Below are 17,420 nucleotides of genomic sequence, written 5' to 3' on the forward strand. Positions count from 1 at the left end.
CACCCCACAGCAAAGTCGCTCTTCTCGAGCAAGCAAAATCTATAAGAGGCAACGGGATTCGAGGAGTCACGCGAACTCGGAGGCGAAGCGCGGACGTGGTGGCGATAACGGGTAATGCGCGATCCGGCTGGATCCCGTTTGCTCAGAACGGAATTCGCGGGTGCAGCCTCGGCACGTGTTGTCTGTGCGCCCGTTGCTCGAGCGAATCCTGATGAACCTTCGGGGCCGTGTTCTCCTCGCCAGGCAGCACCGGGATGATCGCTGCAAATCTCCTGTCTCGCAAGAGTTCCTGGCTGTGCGTTGACTGTAGGTTGTCGACTCGAAGAAGTGGCCACTGTGTCGTTGCTCACTCCGCTCTATTAATCCCCTGAAAGCCGCTGTCGGAGGGCACACCCGTGCCATTTTGTCGTTAGGCTGACGTTTGCAACTGACTGATGCCAAGCCCGGATGCACTCTGAGGGCCGGCGTGACTACGCGAAGCGCCTTCTCGCATCGAAACTTTCATCGTCTGCTGTATGTCTAAGGGTCGACTGAAGAAGGACTCAATATTGCGCTCCGCAACCGCCACACCCGTTGCTGTCATTGGAATGGCCTGCCGACTTCCCGGGGGCATCGATTCTCCGCAACGATTGTGAGAGGCGCTGATTCGTGGTGACGACTTAGTAGGTGAGATTCCCGCCGCCCGCTGGGACGCGGACTTGTACTACGACCCGGAGCCCGGCGTACCGGGCCGGTCGGTGTCACGGTGGGGTGCCTTTCTCGACGACGTCGGCGGCTTCGACTGCGATTTCTTCGGGATGACCGAACGTGAAGCCACCGCGATCGACCCACAGCATCGCCTGTTGCTGGAAACATCATGGGACGCCATCGAACATGCGGGCATTGACCCATCGGCGCTGGTGCAGTCGGAGACCGGTGTCTTTGTGGGACTGACTCATGGCGACTACGAGTTGCTGTCCGCCGACACCGGCGCCGCCGAGGGCCCGTACGGATTCACCGGTACTTCCAATAGTTTCGCCTCCGGCCGAGTGTCCTACACCCTGGGCCTCAATGGCCCAGCGGTCACCGTGGACACTGCGTGTTCCTCTGGATTGATGGCCATCCATCAGGCTTGCCGCAGCCTGGACGACGGTGAAAGCGAATTAGCGCTCGCCGGTGGTGTGTCGGTGACACTGGAACCACACAAGTCGGTTTCCGGTTCGCTGCAGGGCATGTTGTCGCCCACCGGACGCTGTCACTCTTTCGACGCCGCCGCGGATGGATTCGTATCCGGCGAGGGTTGCGTCGTACTGCTGCTGAAGCGGTTGCCGGACGCGCTGCGCGACGACGACCGGATCCTCGCGGTGGTACGCGGAACCGCAGCCAATCAGGATGGGCGCACCGTCAACATTGCGGCGCCGTCCGAAAGCGCGCAAGTTGCGGTCTACAAGAAGGCATTAGGCGCCGCCGGCGTCAACCCCGCCACCATCGGCATGGTCGAAGCGCACGGCACCGGCACCCCGGTCGGGGACCCCATCGAATACGCCAGCCTCGCCGCTGTTTACGGGACCGAAGGCCCCTGCGCGCTGGCGTCGGTCAAGACGAACTTCGGCCATACCCAGTCGACATCGGGACCGTTGGGCATGGTGAAGGCCATCCTGGCGCTGCAACACGGTGTGGTTCCGCAGAACCTGCACTTCACTCGGCTGCCCGACGCCATCAGTGCAATCAGCACCGGCCTGTTCGTGCCGCCGGAGAACACCCCGTGGCCCACCGATGGGAATCAGCCGCGGCGCGCGGCGGTGTCCTCGTACGGTCTGTCCGGCACAAACGTGCACGCCATCCTCGAACAAGGACCTGACGAGACCGCCCCGGCAGCGCCGCCAGCACACTCCGACGCTCCACTGCCATTTCCACTGTCGGCCACCTCGGTCGAACAATTGCAGAAGACTGCCGCCCGGCTGGCCGACTGGGTCGCCGAGCTCGACACCACGTCGACGCGCATTGCCCTTCGCGACGTGGGCTACACGCTGGCATGTCGCCGCGCTCATCGACCGGTGCGAACTGTGTTGTTCGCCAACGACTTCGACGACCTGCATAAATCCCTACGAGAAGTCGCCGGCAGCAACCTTTTATTCGAACCGGCCGTCGGGCAAGATGACCGGGGACCGGTATGGGTGTTTTCCGGGCAAGGGTCTCAGTGGGCCGCGATGGGTGCGCAGTTGCTGGCCGCGGAACCTGTCTTCGCCGAGACCATTGCGCGGATGGAACCCGTGATCCGTGCTGAGTCGGGATTCTCGGTGACGCAGGCGCTTACGGCGCCGGAAACGGTGACGGGTATCGGCCGCGTCCAGCCCACTATCTTCGCCCTGCAGGTGGCCTTGGCTGAGGCGCTGAAGTCCCATGGTGTGCGCCCCGGCGCCGTAATCGGGCATTCGCTCGGCGAAGCCGCGGCGGCCGTTGTGGCCGGCGGTCTGTCGCTCGAGGACGGCCTCCGCGTCATTTGCCGCCGGTCGCGACTGATGACCCGGATCGCAGGCAGTGGCGCCATGGCGTCGGTGGAACTCCCCGGCCAACAGGTACTTTCCGAACTTTCCATCCGGGGCGTATCCGATGTGGCCCTATCGGTGGTCGCCTCACCCACGTCGACGGTCGTCGGCGGTGACGCGGACACAATCCGTGATCTGGTCACCACCTGGCAGGAACAAGACGTAATGGCACGCGAGGTGGCTGTGGATGTCGCTTCGCATTCGCCCCAGGTCGAGCCGATCCTGGAGGAGCTCGTCGAAGCCCTCGCCGATCTGGCGCCGATGCGACCCGAAGTGCCGTACTACTCGGCCACCCTGTGGAATCCGCGCGAACAGCCGTCGTTCAACGGAGATTACTGGGCGGAAAACCTTCGTTACACCGTGCGATTCGCGGCCGCCGTGCAAGCGGCGCTCAAAGACGGGTTCCGCGTTTTCGGTGAGTTGTCGCCGCATCCGCTGCTCACCCACGCTGTTGAGCAGAACGCCGCCAGCCTCGACATGCCGATCACGGCGTTGGCCGCCATGCGTCGGGAACAACACTTGCCCTACGGGTTACGAGGTTTCGCCGGTGACGTGCACAGCGCGGGTGCCGTAGTGGATTTCTCGGTTGTCTACCCCGGCGGACGTTTGGTCGATGCTCCCCTTCCTACCTGGACCCACCGGGAACTGATGCTCAGTCGCGAGTCAGCCGATCAACCCGCGCACGGTGCCGCAGTGCAATCGGTGCACCCACTGCTCGGCGCCCATGTGCACCTGCACGAGGAACCCGAACGCCACGTTTGGCAGGCCGACGTGGGAATTGCAGCTCACCCATGGCTGGGTGATCACCAAATCCACAACGTGGCAGTGTTGCCCGGCGCCGCGTACTGCGAGATGGCACTGGCCGCTGCACGCGCCACCGCGGGTGAGAAATCGGAGGTACGCGACGTCAAGTTCGAGCAGACGCTGCTGCTCGACGATCACACGCAGGTGTCCTGCGCGGCGACGGTCAGCGAGCCGGACCGGCTCGAGTTCGCCGTCCAGACACACGAATTGGGGGAGAGCATGCACCGGGCCACTGCAGTCCTGCACGCCCTCGAAGACATGGCCCAGCCGCCCCCGCATGACATCGATGCGTTGCGTGCCGCGCATCCGTCCGCGGTGGAAGGTGACGAGCTGCGAAAAGGCTTCGAGAGCGTGGGGATTGAGTACGGCCCGGCGTTCTGCGGTTTGGCCGCCGTGCACGTGGGTGAAGGGTCGGTCAGCACCGTGCTCGCCGAAGTGGGATTGCCCCCCACCATCCGTTCCCAGCAATCTGCGTACGCGACGCACCCCGCCCTGCTCGACGCCTGCTTCCAATCGGTGATCGTCCATCCCGAGGTGCAAAAGGCAAGCCGAGGTGGGCTGCTGTTGCCGATGGGCGTGCGCACCCTGCGCAACTATCATTCGCTGCGCAACGCGCATTACTGCCTGACCCGCGTGAAGGCGACGCGCGCAGGTGAATGCGAAGCCGACCTCGACGTCATGGATCAGTCCGGAACGGTGCTGTTGACGGTTGCGGGCCTGCGGCTCGGCGGCGGCGTTTCCGATGGCGAACGCGATCATCGCACGCTCAACGAGCGATTGCTGACCATAGAGTGGGAGCCTCGCCAGCTGCCGCAGGCAGCCCAGATCGAGCCTGGCTCCTGGCTACTGCTCACCGCGGCCAGCCTCGACGACCCGCTGACCAAGCAACTGGCTGCGGCGTTGAATGCTGGTGAAGCCCAATGCACGACGGTGTCCCTGCCGCTCGGACACCTGGATTCACCGCCGGCTTCCGATGGTGATCATCGGATGGACCCGGCACAGTTGCGATCGCTGCTCAGCGGCGGTGGGCTGAGCGGTTCGAATGGTCATGGGGTGCTCAAGGGACTCACCGGCGTTGTCGTAGTGACCGCGCCGCCCGTCAGCGGCTCGACGCAGTTGCGGCGTGGCCGCGACTACGTGTCACACCTCGTCGCCGTCGCCCGCGAGTTGTCCGAAGTGGCCGGGCAGCCACCTCGTCTGTTCGTCGTGAGCAGAGGCGCCGCCAGCGTGCGGGCCGACGACCAAGCCAACTTGGAACAGACCGGCCTACGCGGGTTGATGCGGGTAATCGATTCGGAGCACCCGCATTTGAGCGCCACTCAGATCGACATCGACGAGTCAACCAGTGCTGACCAGGTGGCAAGCCAACTGCTCAGCGGCTCGGAAGAAGACGAGACTGCGTGGCGGGACGGCGAGTGGTACACGGCTCGACTGCGTCCCGGCGCACTGCGCCCGACAGACCGGCGCACCACCAGCGTCGACCACGAACACAGCGGCATGCGCCTACAGATCCGCACTCCGGGTGACCTCGAATCACTGGAATTCACCTCGTTCGAGCGCGTTGCACCGGGCCCGGGGGAGATCGAGGTCGCGGTGCGGGCATCGACCATCAACTTCGCCGACGTACTCGTGGCCTTCGGTCGGTATCCCACCTTCGAGGGTTACCAACAGCAGCTGGGCGGCGACTTTGCCGGCGTGGTGACTGCGGTCGGACCCGGCGTCACCGAGCACCACGTCGGCGATCAAGTTGGCGGTATGTCCCGCAACGGTTGCTGGGGCACGTTCGTCATTGCCGATGCCCAGCACGCGGTCACCCTGCCGCCCGGGATCGCCCTGCACGACGCGGCCGCGGTGCCAACGGCATCCGCGACAGCGTGGTACAGCCTGCACGATCTGGCGCGTATAGCGCCCAGTGACAAGGTGCTGATTCACTCGGGCACCGGCGGTGTCGGCCAGGCGGCAATCGCCATCGCCCGGTCGGTGGGCTGCGAAATCTTCGCGACCGCAGGCAGTCCCGAGCGCCGTCAGCTGTTGCGAGACATGGGCATTGAGCATGTCTACGATTCACGCAGCACCGCGTTCGCCGCGGAAATCCGTCGCGACACGAACGGCTACGGCGTCGACGTCGTGCTGAATTCGCTGCCCGGCGCGGCTCAACGCGCCGGCATTGACGTGCTGGCGTTCGGCGGGCGGTTCATCGAGCTAGGCAAGCGCGACATCTACCGGGATACCCGGGTCGGGTTGTTCCCGTTCCGGCGCAATCTGTCGCTATTCGCCGTCGACCTGGCGCTGCTCACCTACACCCATCCGGCGACGATTCGGCGCCTGCTGACCACGGTGTACCACCAGACGGCAGACGGTGTGTTGCCCATGCCGCAGACCACGCACTATCCGTTGCACGACGCCGCAGTGGCCGTTCGGCTGGTCGGCGGTGCCGGCCATACCGGCAAGGTGGTACTGGATGTGCCGCAGACCGGTCGCACGGTGGCTGCGGTACCTCCCGCACAGGTGCGACCGCTGCGTTCCGACGGCGCCTACATCATCACCGGAGGCATCGGCGGACTCGGATTGTTCTTGGCCGGCCAGATGGCTGAAGCAGGCTGCGGGCGCATTGTGCTCAATTCCCGATCCACACCGAACGCCCAAGCGCAGGAGCTCATTTCGCGGCTTCGAGCCACCGGCGCCGACATCCAAGTCCAATGCGGTGACATTGCACAGCCACAGACTGCAAAGGGATTGGTGGCCTGCGCGACCGCGTCCGGGCTTCCGGTCCGGGGCGTGCTGCACGCGGCGGCGGTGGTCGAGGATGCGACGCTGACCAATGTCACTGAGGAACTCATCGACCGCTGCTGGGCGCCCAAAGTCTACGGCGCGTGGAATCTTCACCAAGCCACCGGCGATCAGCCGCTGGACTGGTTCTGCGTGTTCTCCTCGGCTGCCGCCCTGGTGGGTTCTCCCGGTCAAGGCGCGTACGCAGCCGCCAACAGCTGGTTGGACGCTTTCGCCCACTGGCGTCGTGCCCAGGGCCTGCATACGGTGGCGATCGCCTGGGGCGCCTGGTCGGAGGTGGGGCGCGCTACCGCGCTGGCTGAAGACGCCGGCATCGCGATCAAGCCGGCCGAGGGATATCGGGCATTCGAGACGCTGCTGCGCTACGACCGTCCGTACGCGGGCTACGCCCCCATCATGGGCACCCCGTGGCTGACGTCCTTCGCGCAACGCAGCCGTTTCGCCGAAGCGTTCCAAAGCGCTGGCCAAGGTCGGCCGGATACGGGCAAATTCCTTGCCGAATTGCAGGAATTGCCGCGCGAGGAGTGGCCAGGGACGCTGCGGCGCCTGGTCGCCGGACAGATCAGCCTGCTGCTGCGGCGCACGATCGATCCGGACCGGCCACTTTCTGACTACGGGCTGGATTCGCTGGGCAACTTGGAGTTGCGGACGCGGATCGAGACGGAGACCGGAGTGCGCATTAGCCCGACGAAGATCACCACCGTTCGAGGTCTGGCCGACCACTTGTGTGACGAGCTGACAGAACTTGAAGCAGCGCAGGCAGTGACGTGACGGCCACACACCCGGGTCAAGCTCCCGGGCAATCGAGTTCGACCGAGTCAAGGAGAGACCGTTGCGAGTAGGACCATTGGCAGTGGGCACACTGCTCGACTGGGAACCGACGGCGGGCAAGACCATCTCATAAGAGCCGACACCGGCCGCCGTCGCGAGCGCGCGCCAAGCGCCGGTGAGCAATGTTCCGGTGAGTTACATGCAGGCCCAGCACATCCGCGGTTATTGCGAACAGCAGAAAAAAGGGCTGGACTATTCGCGGCTGATGATCGTGAGCTGTGACCAGCCCGGCCAGTGCGACGTCCGAGCGGTGAATTACATCATCAACGCTCACTTGCGCCGCCACGACACCTATCGCAGTTGGTTTGAGTACACCGATGCCGGCGAGATCATCCGGCACACCATGGCTGAGCCCGCCGACATCGAATTCGTACCCGTGTCCCGTGGCGAGTTGACGCTCGAGCAACTTCGCGAACTGGTCGCGAGCACTCCTGACCCATTGCAATGGGGCTGCTTTCGTTTCGGGGTAGTGCAAAGCAGTGATCACTTCACCTTTTACGTCAGCGTCGACCACGTGCATGTAGACGCAATGATCATCGCTGTCACGCTGATGGAGTTCCACATGATGTACGGCGCCCTGGTAAGCGGTGCCGGTCCCTTGGAGCTTCCCGAGGCGGGCAGTTATGACGAATTCTGCTGGCGCGAAAAGCGGTTCACCAGTTCACTGACGGCTGACTCAGCGCCGGTACGCGCGTGGCGGCAATTCGCCGAAGCCAACAACGGGAGCTTGCCCGAATTCGTCTTGCCCCTCGGCGACGTTTCCCAACCCGTCGTAGCCGACATCGTCACCATGACCATGCTGGACCAAGAACAGACCAGCCGATTCGAAGCGGCCTGCATCGCCGCCGGCGGACGCTTCATCGGTGGCGTGATGGCTTGCTGCGGCCTCGCAGATCACGAATTGACCGGTGCGAAAACCTATTACGGCCTCACCCCGAAAGACACTCGCCGCCCCGATGAGGTGATGACACAAGGGTGGTTCACCGGCCTGATTCCGGTCACCGTGCCCATCGCCGGCTCGTCGTTCGGGGAAGCGGCACGTGCCGCGCAAGTGTCCTTCGACTCCGGCCAGCACCTCGCCGAAGTTCCCTATGACCGGGTTGTCGAACTCTGTCCCACGGTGTACCGGCCCCGCCCGAACTTCCCCGTCATCAACTTCCTCGACGCCAGTACCGCTCCGCTGTCGGTAATGCTCACCGCGGATCTGGCCAACTTGAACATTGGTGTCTTCAGCGACAACCGCTACTCCTACCAACTGTGCATCTACGTGATTCGCGTTGAGCAGGAGACGGCGGTGACTGTGATGTTCCCCGACAATCCGATCGCCCAGGAATCGGTGGCCCGCTACCTGGCCACTTTGAAGTCGGTGTTTGAACGCGTCGCCGAAAGCGGACATTGGCGGAATGTTGCGTGACCAAGACACATTGGGAGCCGACGGACCAAGCCTCTGACGGGGTGTTGCCGGCGCAACGGGGGGTGACCTTATCTTTTCCCGGTTAGGCCGAGTGGTCTCCCGACATCCGTGGATTGTGATCGGCTGCTGGGTGCTGCTCGCGCTCGTTCTTCCGATGACTGTTCCGTCGTTGACGGAGATGACCCAGCGACATCCCATTGCCATATTGCCGTCTGACGCACCGTCGGCCGTCGCCGCCAGGAACATGTCTCAGGCCTTCCATGAGGCGGGCTCGGAGAACGTCCTGGTCGTGCTCCTGACGGACGACAAGGGACTGAAAGCCCCTGACGAAAGTGTCTACCGCACGCTGGTGGACCGGCTGCGTAAGGACTCCAAAGACGTTGTGATGCTGCAGGATTTCCTGAGCACACCGCCGCTACGGGAAGTGCTTGCCAGCAAGGACGGCAAGGGGTGGTTGCTGCCTATCGGCCTTACCGGCGAGCTCGGCACACCGTCGGCTTATCGTGCTTTCACCAACGTGACCGGCATCGTCAAGGAGACCGTCGCCGGGTCAGCGCTGCAAGCCAATCTCACCGGACCGGCGTCCACAGTCGCCGACTTGACCGACGCCGGAGCCAAGGATCGCCTGCCGATCGAATTGGCCATTGCTGTGATGTTATTGGTCATTCTGGTTGTGATATACCGCAATCCGCTCACCCTGATGCTCCCGCTGGTTGCGATCGGCGCATCGCTCTTGACCGCGCAGGGGCTGGTCGCCGTCGTCTCGCAGTTGACCGGTCTGCCCGTCTCCAACCAAACCATCGTATTGCTCAGCGCAATGGTTGCCGGTGCGGGAACCGACTACGCGGTGTTTCTGATCAGCCGCTATCACGACTACGTTCGGGAAGGCGATGGGTCTGCCGAGGACTCGACACGCGCTGTACAACGGGCGTTGGCCTCGATCGGCAAGGTGATCGCTGCCTCCGCGGCAACCGTGGCCGTCACGTTCCTCGGCATGGGTTTTGCCAAGTTGGGAGTGTTCTCCACAGTTGGTCTGGCGTTGGCAATCGGGATCGCTTCGGCGTTCTTGGCGGCCATCACCCTGTTGCCTGCCATCCTGGTACTGGCCGGGCGCCTCGGATGGGTTGGGCCGCAGCGGAGTCTGACCACGCGATTCTGGCGCAGATCCGGCGTGGGAATCGTGCGGCGGCCCGCGGCCTATCTGACCGCCAGCCTGGTCCTATTGCTGGCGCTGGCCGTCTGCGGCAGCCTGGTGCACTTCAACTATGACGATCGCAAACAATTGCCGGCCTCCGCCCAGAGCTCGGTTGGGTACGCCGCGCTGGAACACCACTTCTCGGTGAACCAGACGATTCCGGAATACCTGCTGATTCAATCGCCGCACGACCTGCGGTCCCCGCGGGCCCTCGCCGACCTCGAGCAGTTGGCCCAACGGCTGAGTCAGGTTTCAGGTATTGCCAAGGTACGCGGGATCACCAGGCCCACCGGAGAATCACTGGAAGAGACCAGAGCGACGTTTCAGGCGGGCATGGTCGGCAAGCAGCTCGGCGGTGCCTCACAACTGATCAGCGAGCGCAGCAGTGATCTCAACCGATTGTCCTCTGGCTCTGACCTTCTCGCCGACAAGCTCGGTGATGTCCGCACGCAGGTCAGTCAGGCAGTGGCCGGGGTCCGCGGCCTCGTCGACGGTTTGGCAACCGTGCAAAGCATGTTCGGCGGCGGCAAGACCTTGGGTGAGATCGACACGGCGGGAAAGCTGGTGTCCAGCATTCGTCAACTCGGCGGCACCATGGGGATCAACTTCTCCACCATGATGGGGAACTTCAACTGGGTCGGCGCCGTCGTCCTGGCTTTGGACGCCAGCATCGTGTGCGACACCAACCCGGTGTGCGGCGAGGCCCGCGGTCAATTCCACAAACTGCTGACCGCATCCGACGACGGAACTCTGGACAACATCGCCAACCTGTGGCGGCAGCTGGGGTCTGTGCAATCTTCCCAGACCCTGGGCTCCACGGTCACCCAACTGAGTAACACGCTCGGTTCGATCATGACCTCGCTGCATTCGTTGGGGATGGACAATCCCGCGGCCGCCAGCGCCAAGATGGTGACCATCCAGAAAGGCGCGACAGACCTGGCCAACGCGGGTCGCCAAATCGCTGACGGCGTCGCAATGTTGGTCGACCAGACGAAGCTGATGGGCAACGGGCTCGGCCAGGCATCGGCGTTCCTCATGGAAATGGGCAACGACGCGTCACAACCATCGATGGCGGGTTTCAACGTGCCCTCGGAGTTACTCAACACCGAGGACTTCAAGAAGCTCGCTCGAACGTTCATCTCGCCGGACGGACACTCGGCGCGTTACTTCATTCAAACCGATCTCAACCCGTTCAGCACCGCGGCCATGGATCAAGTGAACACCATCCTCAACGTCGCCAAGGGGGCCCAACCCAACACGACGCTTGCGGATGCCTCCATGTCCATCTCCGGTTACCCCGTGACGCTGCGCGACACCCGCGACTACTACAGCCACGACATCCTGCTGATCGTCGTCGTCACGATCATCGTGGTGCTGTTGATCCTGGTCGCCTTGCTACGGGCGATCGTGGCGCCGTTGTATCTGGTCGGATCGGTCATCGTCTCCTACCTCTCGGCGCTTGGCCTCGGGGTCCTGATGTTCCAGGTGATTCTGCACCAGGAAATGCAGTGGAGCGTGCCAGGATTGGCTTTTGTGGTGCTGGTCGCCGTGGGCGCTGACTACAACATGCTGCTCGCCTCCCGGCTGCGCGACGAATCTGCGTATGGCATGCGCTCCAGCGTGATCCGCACTGTGCGTTCCACCGGCGGAGTGATTACCGCGGCCGGCCTGATCTTCGCCGCATCCATGTTCGGACTTGTGTTCGCCAGCATAAGCACCGTGATCCAGTCCGGCTTCGTGATCGGATGCGGCATCCTGGTCGACACATTCGTCGTGCGGACCATCACCGTACCGGCCATCGCCGCTTTGGTAGGCCGGGCCAGTTGGTGGCCCGCGCGCCCCTGGCGGCGCCGTATGTCGAATCAGACAGTGACACGGCACAAGACGGTTTTCGATGCTGTCGCAGAGCCGGCAACCGAAGAGAGGTAACGGCTTTCGGGTTGAATCAGCCGGGCGGCGGACTGAACAGGTCACGTAGCTGGGCGAAAGTCTTCTCGATTCCTGCGCGCATGCCCGGATCCACCGTGGCTACCGGATCCATGCCGTTCACCGGGTCAACCGAAACCGGCCGGCTCAACATGTTGTCGTTGTGCGAGTACGCGGCGTCGATCTGTGGCTGCAGCATGGCATCCATCTGGTCCACCATTTCGTCGGACCAGCCTAGGTAGCGCAGCGGCAGCGTCAATGGAAGATGGTTCACCGGAATCATGTACGTCGTCTCGGTCGCGCCGCGGGAGTTGACGGTGGTCCGTACGTTCTGCGGGGGAATCTGGTCGGGTCTGATGAAGGCCGCCGGGGTGTGGCCAATGGCCGCGCCAGCCGCGCAATTCAACAGGGCCAGAAGATTGTCGGGTCGGTCGGGGAAGTCGGCCAGACCGTCATATGCGGCGAAAACCCGGTTGCTGTTGTATTGACTGTCCGGTTTCTCCGGCATCCGGTAATCGATGATGGGGATGTAGCTGCCCGGACGGAAGATGCTTGCCAGGAAGCTCTTGCCGTACCCGTTCGTCCCTGACGGGTCACCAAAGGTGGTGAATTGCAGCTTATCCGGTGATGGGGCGGTCGGGTCTGTGGCCAGGCGGGCCTGCACCTGGTCGAGCGCAAGACTACCTTGTGACAGACCGACGGCAGCCGCCGGCTCCGTTCCCCGATGCACGGCTCCATTGAGGCTGTTGGTGGCCTGCGTGGCCGCCTCGCCGATGGTCACCTTGTCGCGCGGTCCTGGCACGAGCCAGGTCGGCATCCAGCTGAACGGGGCGCCAGCGGGGTAATCGATGAGGTCGCGTTTGGCGTTGGGGTAGAACCCGTTTCCGGCGCGGTTGGTGTAGAACCACCAGTCGAATGCGGGCGGTCTGGCGCCGCCGAGCGCGTAGACGACCTTGGCATTGGCGGCCTCACCCACCGGGGACGGAGTGGGCGGCAGGAACGGGTTGTCCCAAGGATTGCCTGGCTCGGCCGCCGCGACGGCGGGACCCAACGCACCGGCCGTGCCCACGGTGAGAGCCGTTAGAGCCCCGGCGATCAGTCGTTTCATCGATGCTTCTCCCCAACGGGTTCGCGGCTCTGCGAAGGGGTAGCGGTCTAATGCACTACGCCTGCGAAGCCCTGCGCTTAATGCAGTTCGGACTTCACGCTACTGCAAAACGTCTTCTGCCGCTTGGCCGTTGAGCGTGTACCACCTGTGAATGCCCTTGGGATTGGTAGCTTGCTGATCCGCCTAGGCGTCCAGTCGCGTGAACTCTTGCCGCCGGTACTGTTCGACACACGCGGCACGCCGAATTTTCCCGCTGGTTGTGGTGGGGATGGAGCCGGGTGGCACCATAACGAGGTCGGCCACATTGAGCCCGTGCGAATGAGAAATAGCCGCGGTGACGTCGTTTCGCACCACGGTCAGCTTCTGCTTCGCCTCTTCGTCGGAGTCGCCGCGCTTCTTGACTTCGATGATGGTCACAAGCTTCTCCGTCTGGTCGACTGGCACGGAGATCGCGGCGACCCGTCCGCCGGTGATTTCCTGCACCGTCGATTCGATGTCTTCGGGATAGTGGTTGCGCCCGTAGACGATCAGCAAGTCTTTCATGCGACCGACGATGAACATCTCACCCTCGAAAAGAAATCCGAGATCTCCGGTGCGAAGCCACGGACCTTGTGGCGTGGCGGGGGAGGGGTCGGCCAGCATTCCTGCGAAGGTGCGCTGCGTTTCCTCTGGCTTGCGCCAGTAGCCTTTGGCGACGTTGTCGCCGTGCAGCCAGATCTCACCGACCGTTCCTGACGGGCATTCGACGCACGTCTCAGGATCAACGATGCGCACCATGGGCGAGGTAGGCGTGCCGTAGCTCAGCAGCGGTGCACCGGTTCGTTCTGTGGACTGCTCCGCTGCGCCCGCCGACAGTTTCTCGGGGTCGAACTGCACCACCCGCGGCGAGCCCCCCTTGGGGCGACTGGCGGCGTAGACGGTCCCTTCAGCCAAACCGTAGGAAGGAAGCATCATTTCGTCCCGGAAGCGGTAAGCAGCGAACCGGTCGCAGAATCGCTTGAGCGTCGCTGGGTGTATTCGTTCGCTACCACTGATGATGCCCTGACACGACCCGAGATCTAACCCGGCCATGTCCTGTTCGGTCGTCTTGCGTACGGCAAGGTCGAACGCAAAATTGGGTGCCGCTGAAAACGAGTGGCTGCTGTTGGCCATGGCTTGAATCCAGCGCGCAGGGCGTTGCAGGAACGCGACCGGGCTGGTGAGTTCACCGCGCCAGCCGCCGAGGATGGGTGCGATGACGCCCAGCACCAAGCCCATGTCGTGATAGAAGGGCAGCCACGAGACCAGCGTCAGATCACTGGGCGCCCGGCCGTTGGTGGGGGCGAAGTAGTCGGCCATCAGTTGCCGGAAGTTCACCATCAGGTTGCGGTGGGTGATCATCACCCCGGCCGGCAGACGCGTCGACCCAGAGGTGTACTGCAAGTATGCGGTGCCCGGCGGATTACTGACCCGAATGCTTTGCAGAGTTTGGGTTTTCAGATCCGATGCATCGACGTTGATGATCGTGGTGTTGCTGTCTGCGTTCTGCCGCGTTACGTAGGGCGCAACGGTTTCCTCGATCGCTGAGGTCGTCAGGACAACAGTGGGTGTGGTATCGGCAAGGACGGCACTGACTCGCTCGTCGTGTGAGCCGGCCTGCGGCACGGATAGGGGAACTGCAATCAGGCCCGCCAGCATGGCGCCCAGGAACGCTGCTATGTACTCCAAACCCTGAGGCGCCAGGATCACAGCGCGGTCCCCGACCGAGCCATGGCGGCGCACCTCGTGCGCGACAGCGATGCTGCGTTGATACAACTGCTCCCACGTGAGCGCTTCGGAAACCCCGGCCCAATCCTGCTCGTAATCAGTGAATCTGAACGCTATGTCGTCGGGCTGCAGTCCAGCCCGCTCACGCAGTATGGACAGGACCGAGGAGTTCTGCATGGCAGCTAGGTTACCTCCGCACTCGGTCGATGCCACGCGCGTGGTGCGGCAAATCAGGTCGCATTTGGTTCTCCCTCGACAAGGACCGGACAATCTGGCGAAGCCGTCAATTTGCTGCGCGCACAACCGCTTTAGGAAGCCGGGCCCCGGTCGAGTGGCTCATATCACAGTCAGTCCGGTGTCTGGGCCAGTCTTGAAATCACAGCCGACAGGCTGCAAATCCTGGGGCGCTTCAGTAGCCAATCGAGGCGAGAAACGCTCCGCGTGGTTGCTGATACAGCCCAAGGCTCATCAGATTCACCATGTAGCTGACCCGAAACCGTCGAGCCAAGCACCAGCGCATCAGATTGTTGTTGCTCAGGGGAACGATGAAGCCTTCGCCAGAACCGAATTGCTCGGCCGCGGCTATGAGCGCAACGATGTCGTCGTCGCTTTCACCGACGGAGTGGCCATAGAAGCCGACGCCTGTCGTATATCCGGTAATCCTATTCCCACGCTCGACGACGGATGCGGTGCCAGCGGTCAACGCATCAATGAGCTCCCCGGCTCGGTCGTGACCATGTACGCGGTAGCACAGGAGATTACACACAGTTAAGTCCTCGGCGGTTGCTGCGCGCACCGGATAGCCAGGCAGGTGCGTGCGCAGCGGTTGGCCCGACATCACGGCCAGCGACTCGCGCACCTGGAACCCGAACTTGGCGTACAGACTCATCGAACGATTGTGGTAGGCAGCTTGCACCAATCGCACTCCCGGTGCGTTGATCTGCGCGCTGCGCTGTAAGACCGCAGCCATCAACATGCGGCCGACCCGCCGATTCTGGGTGCGCGGGTCGACTGTGATTGGGCCGACGCTCGAAATCGTTGAGCGCTCATCCAGGAAGTTGGCACCGACAACCTCGGCTTCGACGTCGGCGACCACACCATAGAACTTGGGGTGCTGGATCAGACTCGAAACCAAGGTCGTCGCAACGTCGATGCTCGGGAAGTCAGCCGGAAAGCTGTGCTGCTGGGCGATCGTGGCGAATGCGTGATAGCAAACGCTCCCGCATGCCGTCGTGTCGCTTTCGGTGATGCGGCGGATGTTGGGCTCGAGGTGCGGGCTGCCTGCCCGCGATACGCTGCTGTCCGCCGCGGCCGGATCGTCCTGGCTCCACATTCCGGTGAACGCCCGATCGACTTGCACCATGGGTAGTTAAACGACAATTGCGCCGGTTTTGTTCGACAACGATTTCGGTGCAACCTCTGTCAGCGGCGAGGTGCTGCCTCGAGTTGTCGATCAAGGGTGGTCGGCGCGATAGAAGATCTCGAACTGAATGCCGTCGGGGTCTTTGAAGGTGAGAACCGCGCCGTAGTCGCGCTCGACGATCGGGGAGTGGCGCACGCCGAGTTGCTCGAATCTTGACAACCACGCGTCAAGCTCAGCGCGATCGTCAACTTTGAATCCCATGTGGTCGAATCCGGTTCGCCGCGGGTCGAACAGTTCGCCCCGGTTGTCGTCGTGCTGCTGAACTTCCAGGATGGTGCGCGATGCCGGATGGATGAGCAGGATGGCCTGCCACCCGGCTTGCACAGCTCCGACCAGCCTTGGCCGAGATCCGGGCCGACGCGCAAGCGCGACTTGCTGAAATCTTGTCTAGATCAGCCGATTATGCAGAAACCGGAGGCTCCTTCCCGGACCGGCTGCCCGTCATCGCCCTCACCGGCAAACTGCTGATGAGTCAATACGAGGCGGTGCTGCGATGGTGCCAATGGGCCGAAGATGCGGTGGACCAATGGGCCGGTGTGACCCCGGCGACCGGCGCTACGGTGCCGCCATTTGCCTTCACCACCGGATGGCCGAACCCGGACACTGGTGACCGTGCTGACTAGAAGGGACTGCTATTGGCCTGCCGGTTGGCCTCTTGCGGGCGCGGTCCGTATCTACGGACGTAGTCTTCGTGCATGCTGGCCTGGGTTCGACGCTTGATGGCGTCGACCAGATTTGGATCCAGGCCGTGCTGTGCCAGTCGGTGTCTACGCCAAACCTTGTTCAGGGCAAGGGAAATCAGCAGCGCCCAAGTGAATAGGGGCGCCGTCATCTCCAGGTGGACGTATAGCGAAGCGGGTAGTAGCCAGAACGGAGCCAAGACCAGGAACGGCGGTATTGCCCAGCGAATCATGTGCCGACGGATCGCTCCGGCGCCGGCGAGATCTTGGGCGACCCAGTTACGCATTGAGTTCGGCAAGGTACGCCCGTATGAGTAAGTAAGGTGTTGCCAGAAGTTGGGCTTGGCGGCGGCCATGACGGCTCCTTGTAGTCGGCGGCGACGGGTCAGGATTGCAGTGCGCCGGCGGCCAGAGCGGCCGCGTTGATGCGGGTGAGGACTTGGTGCAGATGCTCGAGTTCCGACACCTTCACGCCGAGACTCGCTATCACGGCGGGCGGTATTGCCAATGCCCGTTGCCTCAGGTCGGTTCCCGCCTTGGTGAGATTGACGTCGGTAAATCGCTCGTCGACGGCGCTACGGGTGCGGGTGATCAAGCCGAGCGCCTCCAGGCGCTTGAGCATCGGCGACAGCGTGGCCGAATCCAATTGCAGCGCCGTGGCAATTTGCTTCACCGACATCGGTGACGGGCCACTCGAAGATTGTTTCTGGTGATCCCACAAGGCGAGCATCACCAGGTATTGCGGGTGCGTCAGACCAAGCGGCTCGAGCAGCGGTCGGTATACCCCGAGCACGGCACGGTTCGTAATGGCCAGAGCAAAGCAGACTTGCTGCTCCAATGCGAGCGGATCGACGTCGGCAGCGGTACGCATATTTTCATCGTGCCCTAACAAATAGCGCACAAACAATGTTCGCCGCGTCACAACCGATCGCGCAGCAGAGGATTCCCTGGCCCGCGACCGGGTACTGCACAGCA

Annotated in this window: 8 protein-coding genes and 2 pseudogenes; 4 read left to right on the forward strand and 6 right to left on the reverse strand. The window is 63.1% G+C overall.

Annotated features, from left to right (window positions below; translation table 11 throughout):
• Positions 1-548 precede the first annotated feature (548 nt).
• From pks2 to I2456_RS12545, 3 genes and pseudogenes are all read left to right on the forward strand, one after another.
• A pseudogene (gene pks2 / locus I2456_RS12535) lies at positions 549-6,893 on the forward strand (sulfolipid-1 biosynthesis phthioceranic/hydroxyphthioceranic acid synthase).
• 61 nt (positions 6,894-6,954) lie between these two features.
• Positions 6,955-8,367, forward strand: a pseudogene (locus I2456_RS12540) (condensation domain-containing protein).
• A 115-nt stretch (positions 8,368-8,482) separates the two neighbouring features.
• Complete coding sequence (locus I2456_RS12545; RefSeq protein WP_139823296.1) at positions 8,483-11,491, forward strand: MMPL/RND family transporter; 3,009 nt, start codon at positions 8,483-8,485, stop codon at positions 11,489-11,491.
• Between the two features lie 16 nt (positions 11,492-11,507).
• On the opposite strand, the gene I2456_RS12550 is transcribed toward I2456_RS12545, so the two are convergent.
• From I2456_RS12550 to I2456_RS12565, 4 genes are all read right to left on the reverse strand, one after another.
• Positions 11,508-12,596 (reverse strand): PE-PPE domain-containing protein, encoded by a 1,089-nt coding sequence (locus I2456_RS12550; RefSeq protein ID WP_085075228.1) that lies wholly within the window; start codon positions 12,594-12,596, stop codon positions 11,508-11,510.
• Between the two features lie 183 nt (positions 12,597-12,779).
• Positions 12,780-14,519 carry a fatty-acid--AMP ligase FAAL21/FadD21 gene (gene fadD21, locus I2456_RS12555; protein WP_085075229.1) on the reverse strand — a complete coding sequence of 580 codons (1,740 nt, stop codon included), beginning with the start codon at positions 14,517-14,519 and terminating at the stop codon, positions 12,780-12,782.
• Positions 14,520-14,751: 232 nt separating this feature from the next.
• The gene (locus tag I2456_RS12560; RefSeq protein WP_205880202.1) at positions 14,752-15,702 is read right to left on the reverse strand and encodes a GNAT family N-acetyltransferase; all 951 of its coding nucleotides are present in this window, start codon (positions 15,700-15,702) and stop codon (positions 14,752-14,754) included.
• 93 nt (positions 15,703-15,795) lie between these two features.
• Positions 15,796-16,089 (reverse strand): VOC family protein, encoded by a 294-nt coding sequence (locus I2456_RS12565; protein ID WP_163703832.1) that lies wholly within the window; start codon positions 16,087-16,089, stop codon positions 15,796-15,798.
• Between the two features lie 14 nt (positions 16,090-16,103).
• Between I2456_RS12565 and I2456_RS12570 the strand changes: the two genes are divergently transcribed.
• Entirely contained in the window at positions 16,104-16,388 is a 285-nt protein-coding gene (locus tag I2456_RS12570; RefSeq protein WP_085075231.1) for a hypothetical protein, read from the forward strand.
• Here the strand turns inward: I2456_RS12570 and I2456_RS12575 are convergent.
• The gene (locus I2456_RS12575) at positions 16,385-16,801 is read right to left on the reverse strand and encodes a DUF5313 domain-containing protein (RefSeq protein ID WP_085075232.1); all 417 of its coding nucleotides are present in this window, start codon (positions 16,799-16,801) and stop codon (positions 16,385-16,387) included. The genes I2456_RS12570 and I2456_RS12575 overlap by 4 nt on opposite strands.
• Before the next feature lie 29 nt (positions 16,802-16,830).
• Complete coding sequence (locus I2456_RS12580; protein ID WP_085075233.1) at positions 16,831-17,316, reverse strand: MarR family winged helix-turn-helix transcriptional regulator; 486 nt, start codon at positions 17,314-17,316, stop codon at positions 16,831-16,833.
• Positions 17,317-17,420 lie beyond the last annotated feature (104 nt).

This window comes from Mycobacterium kubicae, assembly GCF_015689175.1.
Taxonomy (GTDB): Bacteria; Actinomycetota; Actinomycetes; order Mycobacteriales; family Mycobacteriaceae; genus Mycobacterium; species Mycobacterium kubicae.

Excerpts from the sequence above, each read along its gene's own strand:
- I2456_RS12580 (WP_085075233.1), bottom strand. The coding sequence starts at position 17,316 with ATGCGTACCGCTGCCGACGTCGATCCGCTCGCATTGGAGCAGCAAGTC.
- I2456_RS12550 (WP_085075228.1), bottom strand. The coding sequence starts at position 12,596 with ATGAAACGACTGATCGCCGGGGCTCTAACGGCTCTCACCGTGGGCACG.
- I2456_RS12575 (WP_085075232.1), bottom strand. The coding sequence starts at position 16,801 with ATGGCCGCCGCCAAGCCCAACTTCTGGCAACACCTTACTTACTCATAC.
- fadD21 (WP_085075229.1), bottom strand. The coding sequence starts at position 14,519 with ATGCAGAACTCCTCGGTCCTGTCCATACTGCGTGAGCGGGCTGGACTG.